We start from the raw sequence: 16,931 nt of genomic DNA, 5'->3' as shown, positions 1-16,931 counted from the left end.
AGTGGTTGATAGATCAACTGCAATCCATAAGTTAAAGAAGCGGTTTTTTTTGTTGTCCTCATGTTAGAGTAACATTGTATCTATGTGCCTCAATCCATATATTCGTTCAGTTTTTGTACATCGCAGATGGTAATTTCTCGTGTACCCTTAGTATGAATAATCCCCAGCTGTTCAAATTTTCCGAATTTACGGCTGATGGTTTCGCGGGTGACACCCACATAATTAGCCATTTCTTCGCGTGAAAGGGGGAGATTTATTTTAATGTAGGAGCCGTCCGGTTTGCCGTATTTATGCCCAAGCTCAAGAATCATATAGGCGATACGGATTTCCGGGTCTTTGGTAGCCAGGCTTTGAGCCAGCTTTTCGGTATGGGCTAAGCGTTTGGTTATGGTTTTGAGCAGCTTCAAAGAGATATCGGGATTGTTGTGAATCAACTGCTCCATATCATCCTTGGTGAGCATACAAATATCAGTATCTTTTAAGGCATACGCACTAAAGTTACTCAGCTCATCGCTGTTAAATATGTTCAACTCGCCAAAAAAATCGCCAGTTGTCAGAATGTGCAGAATTTGCTCCTTGCCCTGAGGCGTCATCTTCAGCAGCTTGACATGCCCGCTTTTAATAATGTACAGCGTATCGGATGCTTGTTCCTCGATAATCAAAGCCTCGCCTTTCTGATATTTCCGGTGTCGGATCATAGAGCTGACCTTACACAAATCTTCGCAGGACAAAGAGGAAAAGATAGGCACTTTGCGGGCACAGGGCTCCTTTTCGCACTGGCAGGGGCAGGACATCTCATTCACATTCATTCACTCCATTCATAAACCGGAAACTAAAAAGTATAGCGTATACTTGTTATTCTGTATCATCTATTGGGGCAAAATGGCTTTGGTCCTCACCGCAGACTGGACAAACCCAGTCCTCCGGGAGATCCTCAAACGCTGTACCGGGCATCACGTCTTCATCGGGGTCGCCGATAGCAGGATCATAAATGTATCCACAGGGTTGACATACATATTTTTTCATCTTTAGTTCTCCTTGTCATTCAAAATTTTTGTAAACTCTGGTGCGTTCGGTTTGAGTCCCTGCATGATAGCTGTTTTGTAGGGTAGTGAAGTAAGGGCATCCCCAAAGCCAATCACGCCGCAGATAGAGTCGTTTTGTATGAACATACGTGTATAAGAAGCTTGATTTTTAGTAATCAGGCTGGTGTCGCAGACTTGTTCATCTACTAGACCGATGGAAAAGAGAGGGGATTCGTAGCAGTTCGAAAGGGTTACAGGGATGGGACGCTGATAGTTGACGGATGCACCCGCCATATTAGCACCTGCTATTTTTCCCTGCTCCATTGCGCTTTCCCATAATCCATCTACCCTACTCTGAAACTCGGCTACATCACCTGCCGCATAGATATTGGCGGAGCTGGTTTCCATCTGTGCATTCACCAGAATGCCGTGTCCAATATCAAGGCCGATTGGGCGGGCAAGTTCTGTATTGGGTACAATTCCGATAGAGTAGACAACATGCTCGCAGGGGATAACAGAGCCGTCCTGTAGTTCCACACCTTCTACATGATCTGTGCCTTTAATACGCTTTACGCCTTGCCCAAGGCATACCTGAGTACCCCGTTCGGTCATTCGATCGGTCAAAATAGTGGAGGCCTTTTCATCTAGCTGGCGGGGCATAAGCCGATGCGCAGCTTCCAGTATGGTTACAGAATACCCTGCTTGCTGGAAGGACCAGGCGGTCTCCACGCCTTGAATACCGCCGCCGATGATACATATCCGGTCTCCCTGTCGCAATTCCGCTTTAAGGCTATCCGCATCTTGTCGAAAACGGATATTGTGAACGTTCCTTAGAGAAGCTCCATCTAGCGCAAGCTTACGGTTGTGAGCTCCTGTACACAGCAGCAACTTGTCATAAGCAACGGTTTGTCCATCTATTGTTTGGATAGTACAGTCCTCAGGATGTATCTCGGTTATCTTGATGCCGGAATACACATGAATTCGTTGATTGGCAAACCATTTTTCCTTTTTGATCAGGATTTTGTCACTGTGCAAATCAGTGAATAGTCCCTTGGAAAGTTTGACTCTGTTGTACGGAAAGGATGCTTCCTCTCCGTAAATAGAAATTTCGGCCAGCTCATCATGATCTCTAATCGCTTTTGCCGCGTTGACGGCGGCGACACTGCCTCCGATAATAACGTAATGTTGGTTACCCATTCAGTATCTCTCCTATTCGCTATACGCTACTGTGTTTTAAATAACACTAAGCAGTAGATCTGAGACAAATTCAGCGGCATTTTTAATTTTTTTCACTTTTTCAACTTCTGTAGGAGAGAAACGAATACGTACCGGGAACTCCACATGGGTCATACCCGTTGATTTGATTACCTCTGAAGTACTTTGGACCTTCATATTGGTACCGTTCAAGTAATCCTGTACAACTTCAATGGCTTCCCCGCTCCAGCCGTAGGAACCAAAGGCAGCAGCCAACTTGCCTTCCAGATTCATCTTTTGCATTTGTTGCAATAGGTCTTCCAATTTGCCCGTCATATCGGCATATTTGGTAGAGCTACCGACGAAAACAGCATCAGCCGAGGCAATACTATTCAATATTTCCGTTTCATCGGCTTTATCCACGTCCCATAGCTCCACCTTGATTTGGTTCTCCAAAAAGCAGTCCTTCAGGATGTTTGCCATTTTTTTAGTATTATTTTTCAGGGTGGCATAGACAATCGCTACTTTTTTATCCTCCTTGGTTTCGGTACTCATAGAGGCGTACAAATCAATAAATTTGGCAATATCATGCCGGATCGCGAAGCCGTGGGAAGGTGCAATCATCTCAATATCCAGATCGGCAACAGCTTCGATTAATGTGCGCACATATCTGCGATGTGGATGAATAATAGCCTGATAATATCCGATAAAGTCCTCAGTGATATCAAAACCAGCCTCATCGGCAAATAGATGCTCTACAGCCACGTGTGTACTGAAAATATCGCAAGGGAACAAGATTTTATCTTCTATGCAATACGTAATCATGGTTTCTTCCGTATGCAGGTAAGGTGTTTCTTTGAACAGCAGCGTTTTGCCTCCAATGTCCAGTTGATCCCCATCCTTGATTACGAGGAAGTTGCGATGCTGAAGCTTGTACATTTGTTGGATTTCCGGAACGGCAATCTCAGTGCAGACAATCGTAGCGTTTGTTGCCTTGGAAGCAAGTGCCGCCAGTCCGCCCGAGTGATCCGGTTCCGTGTGATTGACGATGATATATTGAATATCCAATGGATCGATTAATTCCGCTACAGCTTCGGCAAATTCTCTACCGAACGCCATATCTACGGTATCTACAATGGTTGGTTTTCCAGTTTTCAGTAGATATGCATTATAGGTTGTACCCTTTGATAGTAGAAGACGATGAAAGGGAACCTCACGATTATCAATTTTTCCTACCCAATAAATATCCTTTGCCAGTTGGAATCCTGGTTTCATAGGAACAACCTCCTGCTTGTTTTTGTTTGTCTAACACAATTCGATTCTAGTTGGGTGCGTCGATGAAAAAGATGATTGAAATCAAATTTTTAAATATTTCAAAAGTATTTTTGACTTTAGGATTTTGCAAAATTCGATTCCAGTCGCTCCAAAGTGCAATATATAGACGAACTAGACCATTTCGATCTATATATTGTTCATTGAAAGTCGCTTATTGGATTTTTGCAAAATTCTCACTTAAATTTAGTTTTGTGATTGCAATCACAAGGCGAGCGAAATAATCCAATACAATAAAGGTATAAATCCATCTTAAGCAAATTTAATTCCAAACAGGAGCGTGAACCAATATGAAAAAATCAAACCTCATTCAATTTCAGGAATATAAAGAAGCTGCGTTTACAAAACGAATAGTGCATAAGGAAGCCGACAATGTAATTTTTATTCTCAACTTTACTCCTAATGCCGAGCTGCCAACACATAATCACCCAGGAGCGAATGTATATTTGCTTGTTCTTGAAGGCAGCGGCACTGTAACTGTGAACGGCGAAGCAACGGAAGTTGTCCAAGGGGATATCATCCATGTTACGGGCGATGAGCACTTTTCCTATCGTGGCGGTGCAGAGGCGAATTCCAGTCTGCATGTAGTGTTGACCCAAACGCCAAGTGAAAGCTATGCGCAGAACATATAAAAGAGGACATAGCAGCAACATGCTCATATAAAAAAAGAAAATGGTTATTTTTTTTACACTCATATTGATAATGAATATCATTATCAAATTTTAAAAAGAGGTGTTAATGGCCAATGCAGACAGTAGATTACAAACAGGTGCCAGGGCACTGGATATTAGCAAGTCTCGGTAAGCGCGTGCTTAGGCCCGGAGGGTTAAAAACGACACGTTGGATGATAGAGGGACTTGATGTAACCGGGCAGGATGAGGTTATTGAGTTTGCCCCTGGATTGGGTATAACTGCCCAAATCACACTGCGGCTTAATCCCCGTCGTTATATTGCGATTGAACAGAATGAGAAGGCGGCTTCTATTGTAAAAACGTATGCAAGCGGAGCAAACCGGGAAGTCATTATTGCCGATGCTGAACAGGTTCCGTTGCCGGATGCCTCTGCGACGGTGGTATATGGGGAAGCCATGCTGACGATGCACACAAGAGCCAAGAAAGCGCAGATTATTTCGGAAGCCAGGCGGCTTTTGAAAGTAGGCGGGAAGTATGCTATTCATGAGATGTGCCTTGCTTCTAACCATATTGAGCCTGCGCTCAGAAAACAAATTTACAAGGATTTGGCTGTAGCCATGCGAGTTAATGCGACACCGTTGACGGTGTCAGAGTGGGAACAGCTGCTGAAAGAGGAAGGCTTTAAGGTCGTTAAAATCTATACGGTTCCCATGCACTTATTGCATCTGCCACGTATCATTCAGGACGAGGGCTGGTTGAGATTTGGAAAAATTGCCTTTAACCTTATGCGTAACCATGCTGCCCGGACAAGGGTTATGGGTATGCGAAAGCAGTTTGTAAAGTACGCCGACCATCTGCAAGCGGTCAGTATCATCGCTGAACGATAGCCTGAATTCACGAATAAGAGAATAATAAAGTTTTTACACAATAGCAATAAAGGAGACGAACCCCCATTCAGGGATTCGTCTCCTTTTTGTATATTTGCTGCTTGTCAGACTAAATTTATTCTTGAGGATTTAGCTTTGGATATGGATTATGCACAGGAATACAGTAGCCTCGGCACGAACGGTTGGTGCTTTAGGGGCTACTGTGCCGTCTGTGGAGGTCTGGGGATAGGTGCTTCTCAAGGGGGGATTGGAGTCTAATAAGTGTAAATAAAATTTCCAATTCCTGATGTTTTTAGATTACCATAGTGACTGAGATCATTGGAATAGTTAACTAAAATAATAAAACAGCATACATCAAAAGGAGGAAGCGTGTTATGAAGCTGCATCGAGCCATTGTGGTGGATGATGAAACCTTTACTCGTAAAGGGTTGCTTCAACTCATGGATTGGCAAGCCTGTGGTTTTGAAATCGTGGGAGAAGCTGATAACGGTGAGGATGCGCTGGAGCTAATCAGCCGTATTCACCCGGACCTGGTCATTACCGATATTCGTATGCCTGTGCTGGACGGATTAGAGCTGATTCGGTCTGTGCTCGAACAGACTACAGGACATCCCGCGTTTATTATCTTAAGCGGCTATAGTGATTTCGCTTATGCGCAGCAGGCAATCCGCTATGGGGTTCATGATTTTATGCTTAAGCCGATTGATGAGGGTGACTTTTCGGCTACACTGCGCAAGCTGAGTGAGAGACTGCATCGTGAACAACAGAATGCGCAACGATATCAGAATCACCATGCAGGTGGGTTGTTAGAGACTGTGATGATGAATCCAGTGGATGATGTAGTGGTGACACGGTGGGAGCAGCAGCTAGGGCTTGGGGAAGCCACTTCTATGTACTATGTACTCGTCGAGCTGAATGATCAACATCCCTGGCGCTCTGGTGACAATAATATCATGCTATCGCTTTTCCAATTCAGGGAGCTTATAGAGCAAGCGCTTCATCGTTTAATGGATGGCAAGTACCCTCTCTATGTTCATGAGCATCGTAACCGGATTGGTCTTATCGTACCGGACTTCTTTTTGGGGTGTTTTGAAGACAAGGTCAAAGTTTTTATGAAAGCGCTACAACAGGAGATAGAGGGGATGAAGTCACTAAAAGATCAGCTGGGAAGTCGGGTTTTCGTTTATGCAGGAAAGCCTGTGAATCGGTTGCAAGATATCCAGCAGTCCTATGCCTGTGCGAAGGAAGCGGTGCTCCATAAATACATTCATGACCATAGCGGTATTGTTGTATATCTACAGGAGGGAATGCCACCACTCCACTATAAGACCATCCATCAGGACGTATTGGATCGCTTGACGGAACAAGTTGAGGAACTGCGGTTGGATGAGCTGCGTGTGACCGTGGATTATTTATTTAGCAGCTTTCGGGAGGAATGTTATGCTCCTGAGGCTATGAAAATGAGCCTGCATCAGTGCGTACTTAGTATCGTTCGGGTCATTCAAAACATGCAGGGAGATGAGCGCTCACTTCAGTCACTAGAACCGATGATGAACTGGCAGGACATGAACCTGTCCTTGGGTGAACTACAGCGATTGTTTACAGCTTTTGCAGAGGAAAGTGGAAGGTATATTGGGGTTCTGCGCAAGGATTGTCAGCAAGGAGGCATTCAGCACATCCGTGCTTACATTGAGCAGCATGCTGCCGAGAATATAAGCCTGAAAAGTATTGCGGCTCGCTTTTACATGAACCCGGTATACCTCGGTCAATTGTTCAGAAAAACGTATGGTGTGTACTTTAACGAATTTCTGCTGAAATTGCGTGTTCAGGAGGCGAAACGCTTGTTGCGGCAGACGGATTTGCGGATTTATGAAATTGCTGAGCGCGTGGGCTTCGGCAGTTCAGACTATTTTGTTACCCAGTTTGAAAAGATGGCGCACGCCACGCCTAGTGAATACCGCAACAGCCTGAGTATTGGCGACGACCTAGAGAGGACCGGCGAATGAAGGGGCTGAGAACGACTCTTGATCATGTGCGATTGCGGGATAAAATGCTGCTGCTTTATTTTCTCTGTGTTTTCACGCCTGTAGTGCTGACCAATCTGATTTTTTACCATGTTACCTCACAAAATGTGAAAGAACAGCGTATCCAGGATATTTCGCGCGCACTGGAACAGATTAAAATTGAATTTTACCGTGAATTTGAAGATGCGATGGAAATCTCGTCTAACTTTTATACCGATCATCAGCTCAATAGGGTGTTGGAACAAACTTATCCCCACCCCGCTGACTATATTGCCGCCTATGACTCTTATTTACGTCGTATCTTGAACAGTACTTATAGCCCTGTATACCACTCCGTAGGTGGAATTACGATCTACACCGATAATTCAACGCTGCTGAATTCCGGGGGAGTCAGCTTTATAGATGAGAGGGTCAGAAGCTTGCCCTGGTATACCAAAATCCCGCCTGGACGCCAGTCCAAGCCTATATTTGTACGTACCGATGACAGTACAGGCGAACAGCAGTACCCTTTCAGCCTGATTCGGCGGATGAACTATTTTTATTCCGAAAATGGTCGTGAAAAAATACTGAAAATAGAATTGCGAATGTCGTCCATTCGTGAGATTTTCAATAACCTGAATTTGCAGGGAAGTCTCTTTCTGCTGAACGAACGGGGGGAAATCGAATATACAACGGATCCCAAAGTGGATATAAACCACAAAAGTGTGGCCTATAACACCCTTAAGCTGCCCGAGGACACCATGGAGTTCAGGACGGATTATGTGCTTACGAGCAATCTGAACGACTGGAGCATTGTGGCAGCGGTATCCAGAGATGAAATGCTGTATGAAATGCAGGAATCCCGCAATTTTGTGCTCTTGTTAACCTGTGTAAATATGTTGCTGCCTACATTAATTATTATCTGGATTACACGTTCGCTGAACGTGAGAATTCATCGTATTTTAAAGCACATGAAAAAGGTGAAAAATCAGCATTTTGAGCTGATTCCCGGTACAGAGTCGCGAGATGAAATCGGGCAATTAACAGGTGAGTTTAACCGGATGACGCTGAAAATAAAGCGACTGATTAACGATGTTTATATGGCAGATATTCAGCGAAAAAATCTGGAAATTCAGCGCAGACATGCCCAGTTGAATGCACTTCACAGCCAGATCAACCCACATTTCCTGTTCAATGCGCTGGAGACAATTCGCATGCGGAGCTTGATGAAGCATGAGGATGAGACAGCGCGCATTATTCATAACATGGCACGGATTTTCCGCAATTCGCTGGTGTGGAACAAGGATCGGGTTACTTTGCGGGAGGAGCTGGAGCTGATCCGTTGTTTTCTGGAAATCCAGCAATATCGCTTTGGTGAGCGAATACAGTACGAAGTGCAGGCGCGCTCTGAAGACTTGGATAATCTGCTTCCCAAAATGGTCGCGCTGACACTGGTTGAAAATGCAAGCATCCACGGCATTGAGCCACTAAAGCATGGGGGACGCATTGAGATCCATTTTGAGCAGGAGGAAGGACAACTGATTCTAACGGTTCGGGATAATGGGGTTGGCATGTCTGCGGAGCAGGTACAACGCTTATATGGTTACATGCAAAGGCAGGAAGAAATGGGTGAACGTATAGGTCTGCAAAATGTCATATATCGTCTTAAACTTTACTATGGGAGCCGTTTTGAGCTTGCCATTCGCAGTGCACCCGGCGAGGGTACGGAGATTCGAATTAGGATTCCTGCGGATCGAGTATAGAACCCTCAAAAGTGTAAAAAAGCTAAATAAATCATTTACCGACAGAATATTTCATTTTTCGCTATATACTTCCTTTCTATTATATGGTAAATATGAATATATACTAAATTAATTATAAGAAATAGTCTTTGGATATCTTAACACCAATGATGTTTTGAATAGCTGGCCAGCTTTCAAATATAACTAATTTTTTATTGGAGGAAGAGATGAAGTTTACTAAAAAGTTAATTAAGTCCCTAGCGGTTGTTGCTATTATTGGTTCAATTTCCGCCTCTGCTTATGCTTCTAGCACCATTGAAGGAGGTTGGATTGAAGGGGAGGGTAATTTTTCTAATAATAATTCTCATCAAGAGCTTTCCTTACGTGCTGCGAAAAGTGTTCCAGATCACCAAGGTTATACGGAAGCTAAGCCAGGAAATTCAGATTTAGAAAGAGCAGTTGCTATAACAAAGTGGGAGGGTGAATATCACTATTCCAGAGCACAATTAACTTGGGCAGGAAGTGTACGTCTTGATAGCGACAGACAATGGGGGTGGGATCGTACCAGGGCTGTCACTGGTTATGGTGAAGCTATTCTTGTAGCGAGAACTTTTTACGGCGGTAGCCAAGAATAATTAAAAACTAAAGAAGGTGAGATTGTTAGTTTCTTTAACAATTTCACCTTTTATTACGAGAGGTATTTGAAATGAAAAGTAAGCTGAAGGAAATTTCCGGAAATGGACTAATACCAATATTCGTACTGTATTTTTTATTGAGTATGATTATGATCTCTGTGAGTTATTACATGGTACAACAAAGAGAATTAGACTCCTTGTCCAGAGGTCTTTACCAAGAAAATAGTTTATTTTTTATGGTAGATCAAAATACTGCTCACGAATGGGACTGGCGTAAGCTCCGAACAACGTACCCATTTACCATATTCAAGGAGCTTGAAACTGGGGAAATGAATGTGCGAGCTCTTTATTATAAAGAGGATACATATAAGCCACCAATGGTTGCAGGGAGATTTTTTAATGAGGACGATTTTTATAGTGATCATAAGTATGCTGTAATTGGACAACGTATTGCTGAATCAGCACTTACGTCTCTTGACGGGAGACGGTATTATCTGTTCCAAGGAAAAAAATTTGAAGTCATAGGTTCTATGGGGGCGGCCTATCCATCAACTCTGGATACAACGGTGCTACTAAACTTGGATGCCTTTGGTCAACAAACACACCTAAATAATATCTATGTACTAAATTCTCCCGCAGTGTCCTCTGTTCTCAAAAATGGCTATTTAATTTTTGAAAACTTAAGCGTTAAGGTGAATGTATTTGACCGCGGTGATGCTGGAGCACAGAGATATGTGGGCATAGATATATATCGTAATACGATCATAATTACCGTATTTCTGTTGTTGGTTTGCTCCAGTGTTATATTTACTATGAATTGGTACGATAAAAAGAAAACTGAAATAAATTGGTTATGGATTATGGGAATTAAGTCAGAGAAAGTGATAGCGAAATTTTCCAAACGATATTATGTAGCCGTCTCCCTGTCTTATTTGCTTATGTGTACAATAAGCCTTTTCTTATTTTTGATCGATCGGGCTTCAACAGAAAATATTGAACTGTACGTACAATATTTGCTTATAGGCTACGTATTAATTCTCTTATCTTCTTATTTTTCCATATCCGTTACTGTCAAAAGGATAGGTAGATCAGGAAAGGACTTAAGTTTAAATGAGAATGGTATACAGTGAAGTTTTAGAAAGCGTACAAAAGAACAAAAGTACAACGATATTTATTCTCCTTCAAATTACTATTTTGTTTTTTTTAGTTACTGTTTTATTTTTGAATTTTAATCATTTAGTTACGAAATCAAGTAAAACAGCAGCCTTAGGGGCACAAGACAGTTTCCAGTTATCAGACACTCTAACGAATAGTGATGAATTAAAAAAACTTATGAATCAACCGATGTTCTTAACCAAAATTAAAAATTTTTATAATTATGTAGAGAAACATATAGGTGAGAAGTATATCTACATTTTTACGCAGCCTGTTGACCTCATTCATTTTGAAGGAGCGGACAAGGCGAAATTTTCACAGGATTATGAACAAGGATTTGAACCGAATGTCTTTACTATCAATAACAAAGGCCCTTATGTTTCTATAAAAGCTTTACAAATTAATAAACAAGGACTAGATCAGTTTTCCATTGAAACAGATGAGGGGGAGAACTTGACCGCACATGATTTTAATCATGTGGGTCATACAAGCATTCCTGTACTCTTAGGAGCAGAATATAAGCAACTATATAAAGCAGGAGATATTTTAAAAGGAAAATATTTGTTTAAAGATTTTGAGTTTTATGTAAAAGGGTTTGTTAAAAAGGATTCACTTGTTTTTAATGCTAATAACCCGGAAATATATCTTGATCGGTATATTATTATGCCCGCACAACAGTTTACAAGTGTCCCAGATACTAAGGAAGACTTTAACTTTCAACAGAAACACTATCTCCAAATGATTAATGGGGACATTTGGAGTTCGGAAACCGAGTACTTTGTAAGGAGCAAGGTAGAAGAAGCCCAAAAAAAGACTGGTTTTTATGATACCCAAGTTCTTGGAGCAAACAGCCCACCATTAAATTTTATTTTTTCAGCGCTACACGAGAACATCATGGTACTCAGTGTTATAGCTATAACTATATTTGTAGTGTGTATTCTTAGCATTTCGATTTTAATGGTAACTAAATTAGAGAAAAATATGAAAAACTTATCTATTCACTTGATCTCTGGAGCAACGATAATGAATATACTTTTCTATTTTATTGCAGAGATAGCATTTTTGGTGATAGTGCCAGGTTTAATTAGTCTATTTCTGTATACTTATTTTATCAACTTTAAAATGGGTAGTTACTTCGTTACGATATTGCTGAGCATGCTAATTATATTTGCGTTGTCTACACTTCTACTTTACTACAAGATCAGGAAGTTGCAGGTTAGTATGTTTTTAAAACGAATGGAGTGATTGGTTTTAATGATTACAATAAATAATCTTCACAAAGCTTTTAAGGTGGGAGAGAGGGTTTTGGAAGTATTAAAGGGTGTAGATTTGAGTATTAAAAGGGGCTCTATGACAGCAATTATGGGTAGGAGCGGTTCAGGGAAATCCACTTTGCTAAATATAATTGCTGGATTAGACAAACCGGACAGTGGAACTTACATGTATGAGCAAGAAGATCTGACAACTAAAACTCTAAATCAATTAGCAGATTTCAGAAGAGAAAAAATAGGATTTATTTTACAGAATTATGCTCTGATTGATACCAAAAATGTGTTCGATAATGTGGCTTTACCCCTAAAATATAGTAAATACCCTAAAGCAAAGATAAGTCATATGGTGGAAGATGTTTTAGAAGCATTAGAGTTAGAAAAATTAGGTTTTCATTCTGTTGATATGTTGTCTGGTGGTGAAATGCAGCGGGTGGCGATAGCAAGAGCTCTTGTTCAAGAACCAGAAATTATACTGGCTGACGAACCGACAGGTTCCCTTGACGAACACTCTGAACAGAATATTTTGGGTATTTTCAAGGATTTAAATATACGGGGGAAAACTATTGTAGTCGTAACGCATGACCAGCAAGTCGCAGATGCATGTGATGAAACGATTTATATCAAAGAAGGGAAAATACGTTATTAATAATTTGTTTTTTCATGGACGCCGATGCTGGATTGGCGTCCATTTGCTTTGAAGGACCTTTACCTATAGTTTTCTAAGTAACACCTTTAGATTGACAGGTGAACGAAATGAACAGCATTTTATAAAATGAAAGTGCTTACAATTTAGAGTGTGCGGGATTCTCAGTGCTTGAGGTACGTGCGCACGATATTCACACACAATCGACAAAAGAGGACGAAAGGGGAGGGTCTGGCATGACAAGCAAAAGGTTCGGAATCATCAGTCTGGTAATGGTTATGATGGCGTCTATGATTGCTGCTTGCTCAGGGAGCTCGGGCAAGGAGCCGGCGTCAGGAGATAGCAAGGAGAAGGTCACATTCACGTATTTTAATGCCACTGCGGGGAGGGACATTAATACCAATGAAACGCGGATCGGCAAAATCCTGGAGGATCAGACGGGGGTAAACTGGAAGCTGGAGCATTTGGTGGGGGATTCCAATACGAAGATCGGTACATTTATTGCCAGTAACGATTACCCGGATGTGATAGTACCCGATGGCACGATCGATAAGCTGCTGGATGCCGGGGCTTTTATTCCGCTGAATGATTTGATCGACAAATATGGACCGAATATTAAGCGTGTATATGGACCGTACTACAACTTGATGAAGGCGGAGGATGGGAATATTTACTTTCTGCCGCTCAGTGCGGTGGTAGGCGATTATTTACCTGCGCCTAACTTAGAGCAAGGAGCCTTTTGGGTGCAACGCAGGGTATTAAAAGAAGCGGGATATCCAAAAATCAAAACACTTGATGAGTATTTAGCCCTGATTCGTAACTATGCGAAAAAGCATGCAGATGAGGGCTTGACTGGGTACCTGGCGTTAACCACGCAGGATAGGTTTTATGCTCTTACGAACGCGCCGATGCATCTGGCAGGCTATCCGAATGATGGCGGCACGATTATTGATATGAAAACACACCGGGCCACAGATTATGGAGATATGGAAATCACAAAGCGGTATCTCAAAGAGCTAAATCAGCTCAATGTAGAGGGCCTATTTGATAAATCGTCCTTTGTGGACAATTACGATCAATATTTAGCGAAGCTGACCTCGGGTAAGGTGCTGGGCTTTTTCGACTACCGCTGGCAGGCGGGGCAGGCCCTAAATAACCTGCAGGAGGCTTCCAAGCAATCGGGCAATGATGATATGGAGTATATAGGGCTGCCTGTTGTATATGACCAGAATATAAAGGATCAGTACATTGATCCGTCGTCATTCGTTAATAACCGAGGCATAGGAATTACGGTCAGTGCCAAGGACCCGGTACGTATCATCAAATTTTTTGACAACCTGCTGACTGACGAAAACCAGGTGTTATCCAACTGGGGAATCAAGGGAGAAACCTATGATGTAGATAAAAAAGGGCGCTTTTACCGGACTGAGGAGCAAATTAAGCAGACTGGTCAGGACGCGTTCCGCGAATCATTCGGGTTCAAATATTTTGAATACAGTTGGCCGCGATACGGTAGCGGTTCTACCCTGCCTGACGGCAACTCCGTTGGCCCTGGACGGCAGCCAGAGGTTGCGCGTATGTCCTACACCAAGGGAGATAAAAAGCTACTAAAAGTCTATGGTGTAGAGTCTTTCTCGCAAATGTTTTCCGCACCTGACGAGCGCCCATGGTATCCGGCCTGGAGTATCCCGATTGCTCAAGGCTCAACTGCGCAGCTCTTCCAGCAAAAGAAGGGGGACCTTCAGCGCAAATATTTCCCGCGTTTGGTGCTGTCTGCACCGGAGCAGTTTGATGCGATTTGGAGTGAATACACTACTGAATTCAACAAGCTGGATGTAAAGGCGTATGAGGAGCTGATCACGAAGGAGGTTGCTAAAAAAATCGAAAATCCCGGTAAAAAATAAAGGAGGAAGCAGCTATGGGCCACTCGTCACCATCACCTGTCACGATCTCCCCGGATCATTTGCCGCCCTCGCGGCGAACCGGCTTTAGGGGATTTATGCACAAGCTGAATCAGCAACGGGCACTGGTATGGATGTCCGTCCCTTTTTTAATCTGGCTGTTCATCTTCAAGTATTTGCCCATCTGGGGCTGGACGATTGCCTTTCAGGATTTTAAGCCTGCCCGCAAGTTGCTCGATCAGCAATGGGTCGGATTAAAACATTTCCATTTTCTATTTCAGGATGAACACTTTCTGCGGGTCATGCGCAATACGCTGGCGATGAGCTTTATTAATCTGGTGCTGGGCTTTGTCACCGCTATAACATTAGCGATTTTGCTGAATGAGCTTCGCCAGCTCGTATTTAAGCGAGTGGTACAGACGATCAGCTATCTGCCGCATTTTATTTCGTGGGTGGTCGCGGCCAGCATCATTAGTACGGCGCTGTCTGCAGATGGCGGCATCATCAATGAGGTGCTGATGTGGCTGGGGTTGATTAAGGAGCCTATTCTGTGGCTGGGCGAGGGAAGCTATTTTTGGGGTATTCTCGGTGCATCGGAGGTATGGAAAAATGTCGGCTGGAACACCATCATTTATTTGGCCGCGATGACGATGATTGATCCCTCGCAGTATGAGGCAGCCGAGATGGACGGAGCAGGGCGTTTTCAGCGGATTTGGCATGTGACATTACCGGGATTGAAGCCTGTATTTATCATCCTGCTCATTATGAACATTGGCAATTTACTGGAATCCGGCTTTGAGCCGCAATACTTACTGGGCAACGGCATGAACGTGGATTACTCGGAGAATCTGGATATTTTCGTGCTGAAATATGGTATTCAGATGGGTAATTTCTCGCTTTCCATTGCTGCTGGGATGTTCAAAACGGTGGTCAGCTTCATCTTACTGTTTAGCGCCAATCATATTGCGAAGCGGTTAGGGGAGGAGAGATTGTTCTGAAAAAGGAGTGAGTTATGGTCGGGGACGGCCGCTTCGCGTGCGGATTGTTCTTCCGATCGCTGTTATCCCCGTATTTTCTTATTGGAATAAAGATTATAGGTTAAAATCCGGGGATAAAGGCGAACGCTCCGCTTCTTCAGAACAATTCCGCCCGCTCCGCTGCTACCCGCCGTAAAGTCACTTTTTTTAAGAACTGAGGGTAGTGGCAGAGGAGAGCTTAAGGAAGGCGCATGACTCGCGCTTCCTAGGGGTAATGCGTCAATGATGGCTGGCTCAGCTTCGCTATCGCCATTGAGTTTGGGATAGTGCTATTCGAGGCGATAACAGAAGGCGCGTGCTCATGCATACTACAGGTTCAAGTCAGTGGATTTTTAGCAGGCCGCTTCGCTGACCTTACAACTTCTAATTGCCACTAATAATTAATAAGAGCCTGCACAAATAGCTACTCAGATTTTCACTCGAATTCCCACTCTTGTAGTCACTCATATAACCGTTTCAATTAATAGCACCAGCAGCTTCAACAATATTAATCAAATTTAAGTGCAGGTCAGGCTATTTTTTTAGAAAGGAGAGGAAGTTATGGGCAAAGGCAAGATTGTACACGGGCGATTTCGGGCGCCGTCGGATCGAATTTTTGATGCGTGCAATATCGTGTTTATGCTCTGCCTGATGGTGTTCACGCTGTATCCGTTTTTAAATACGCTGGCGGTTTCGTTAAATGAAGCGAATGATTCGATTCGGGGCGGGATCTATTTGTGGCCACGTGAATTCACGTGGAGTAATTATGAATTTGTGTTCAAGGAAGCGACGATTTTCCATGCTACGCTGATTTCTGTATTACGTACAGTTGTGGGTACAGTGACTTCGGTATTTTGCTGCGCGATGGTGGCGTATACGATCAGCCGGCCGGAATATGTGCTGCGCAAATTTGTTTCGATTGCTTTTATTTTAACGATGTATTTTAGCGGGGGATTGATTCCGAACTTTCTCCTGATTCGTGAGCTTGGGATGCTGGGGACTTTCTGGGTGTATGTCGTGCCGGGATTGATTGGGGTGTTTAATGTGATTGTCATTCGCTCCTTTGTTGAGGGATTGCCGGAAGGGATTTTGGAGTCGGCGCGTATTGACGGGGCTGGGGAGTTTGCCACTTTTATGCGCATCGTTTTGCCGCTGTGTGTTCCCGTACTGGCGACGGTGTCGCTGTTTACAGCGGTGGCACAATGGAATTCCTGGTTCGATGTGTTTTTGTACAATTCATCATATGAGCAATGGAGCACTCTTCAATATGAGCTGATGAAAATCCTGCAAAATTCTAACACGTCTGTTAACGGTCAGGACTATGCGAGCCAATTCGCTGGTTCGGAAAATCTGGCCAAGTCGGTCACGCCTACCTCGATTCGGGCCACGATGACGATTGTCGCTTCAGTGCCTATTATTTTAGTTTATCCCTTTTTGCAAAAATACTTTGTGAAGGGTATGACCTTGGGCGGTGTCAAAGGATAGTAAATGAAAA

At 43.2% G+C, this 16,931-nt stretch carries 15 protein-coding genes; 11 read left to right on the top strand and 4 right to left on the bottom strand.

The features are described from left to right. Positions 1 to 89 precede the first annotated feature (89 nt). The 4 genes from NSQ68_RS24690 to NSQ68_RS24675 all read right to left on the bottom strand — a co-directional run bounded on the left by NSQ68_RS24690 (position 90) and on the right by NSQ68_RS24675 (position 3,494). Positions 90 to 794, bottom strand: coding sequence for a Crp/Fnr family transcriptional regulator (locus tag NSQ68_RS24690; RefSeq protein WP_342429158.1), 705 nt, complete (start codon positions 792 to 794; stop codon positions 90 to 92). 61 nt (positions 795 to 855) lie between these two features. Then, the gene (gene rd, locus NSQ68_RS24685) at positions 856 to 1,026 is read right to left on the bottom strand and encodes a rubredoxin (RefSeq protein WP_007432984.1); all 171 of its coding nucleotides are present in this window, start codon (positions 1,024 to 1,026) and stop codon (positions 856 to 858) included. Between the two features lie 2 nt (positions 1,027 to 1,028). Next, complete coding sequence (locus NSQ68_RS24680; protein ID WP_342427472.1) at positions 1,029 to 2,222, bottom strand: FAD-dependent oxidoreductase; 1,194 nt, start codon at positions 2,220 to 2,222, stop codon at positions 1,029 to 1,031. Between the two features lie 36 nt (positions 2,223 to 2,258). Then, a complete protein-coding gene (locus NSQ68_RS24675; RefSeq protein WP_342427471.1) occupies positions 2,259 to 3,494 on the bottom strand; it encodes an FprA family A-type flavoprotein in 1,236 nt (411 codons plus the stop codon). Between the two features lie 347 nt (positions 3,495 to 3,841). Here NSQ68_RS24675 and NSQ68_RS24670 point away from each other — a divergent pair, with 347 nt between their 5' ends. The 11 genes from NSQ68_RS24670 to NSQ68_RS24620 all read left to right on the top strand — a co-directional run bounded on the left by NSQ68_RS24670 (position 3,842) and on the right by NSQ68_RS24620 (position 16,921). Next, positions 3,842 to 4,183, top strand: coding sequence for a cupin domain-containing protein (locus NSQ68_RS24670; RefSeq protein ID WP_025721355.1), 342 nt, complete (start codon positions 3,842 to 3,844; stop codon positions 4,181 to 4,183). A gap of 113 nt (positions 4,184 to 4,296) precedes the next feature. Next, positions 4,297 to 5,070 carry a class I SAM-dependent methyltransferase gene (locus tag NSQ68_RS24665; RefSeq protein WP_220026365.1) on the top strand — a complete coding sequence of 258 codons (774 nt, stop codon included), beginning with the start codon at positions 4,297 to 4,299 and terminating at the stop codon, positions 5,068 to 5,070. A 374-nt stretch (positions 5,071 to 5,444) separates the two neighbouring features. Then, a complete protein-coding gene (locus tag NSQ68_RS24660; RefSeq protein WP_342427470.1) occupies positions 5,445 to 7,076 on the top strand; it encodes a response regulator in 1,632 nt (543 codons plus the stop codon). After that, positions 7,073 to 8,836, top strand: coding sequence for a sensor histidine kinase (locus tag NSQ68_RS24655; RefSeq protein WP_342427469.1), 1,764 nt, complete (start codon positions 7,073 to 7,075; stop codon positions 8,834 to 8,836). Before NSQ68_RS24660 ends, NSQ68_RS24655 begins: the two co-directional genes overlap by 4 nt. 206 nt (positions 8,837 to 9,042) lie before the next feature. After that, positions 9,043 to 9,450, top strand: coding sequence for a hypothetical protein (locus NSQ68_RS24650; RefSeq protein WP_342427468.1), 408 nt, complete (start codon positions 9,043 to 9,045; stop codon positions 9,448 to 9,450). Between the two features lie 71 nt (positions 9,451 to 9,521). Continuing rightward, entirely contained in the window at positions 9,522 to 10,580 is a 1,059-nt protein-coding gene (locus tag NSQ68_RS24645) for an ABC transporter permease (protein ID WP_342427467.1), read from the top strand. Continuing rightward, positions 10,561 to 11,850, top strand: a complete 1,290-nt coding sequence (locus tag NSQ68_RS24640) for an ABC transporter (RefSeq protein WP_342427466.1) — start codon at positions 10,561 to 10,563, stop codon at positions 11,848 to 11,850. The genes NSQ68_RS24645 and NSQ68_RS24640 overlap by 20 nt, the downstream gene beginning before the upstream one ends. Before the next feature lie 9 nt (positions 11,851 to 11,859). Further along, positions 11,860 to 12,522: an ABC transporter ATP-binding protein gene (locus NSQ68_RS24635; protein ID WP_342427465.1), complete on the top strand. Its 663-nt coding sequence runs from the start codon at positions 11,860 to 11,862 to the stop codon at positions 12,520 to 12,522. A 233-nt stretch (positions 12,523 to 12,755) separates the two neighbouring features. Then, positions 12,756 to 14,423: an ABC transporter substrate-binding protein gene (locus tag NSQ68_RS24630; protein ID WP_342427464.1), complete on the top strand. Its 1,668-nt coding sequence runs from the start codon at positions 12,756 to 12,758 to the stop codon at positions 14,421 to 14,423. A 14-nt stretch (positions 14,424 to 14,437) separates the two neighbouring features. Further along, the gene (locus NSQ68_RS24625) at positions 14,438 to 15,418 is read left to right on the top strand and encodes a sugar ABC transporter permease (RefSeq protein WP_342427463.1); all 981 of its coding nucleotides are present in this window, start codon (positions 14,438 to 14,440) and stop codon (positions 15,416 to 15,418) included. Positions 15,419 to 15,997: 579 nt separating this feature from the next. Continuing rightward, on the top strand, positions 15,998 to 16,921 hold the full coding sequence (locus tag NSQ68_RS24620) for a carbohydrate ABC transporter permease (protein WP_342427462.1): 924 nt from the start codon (positions 15,998 to 16,000) through the stop codon (positions 16,919 to 16,921). Positions 16,922 to 16,931: the final 10 nt, after the last annotated feature.

Origin of the sequence: Paenibacillus sp. FSL L8-0158 (assembly GCF_038592965.1) — a bacterium.
GTDB classification, from domain to species: Bacteria; Bacillota; Bacilli; order Paenibacillales; family Paenibacillaceae; genus Paenibacillus; species Paenibacillus polymyxa_D.
This window is presented reverse-complemented; position numbering and strand designations above follow the sequence as displayed.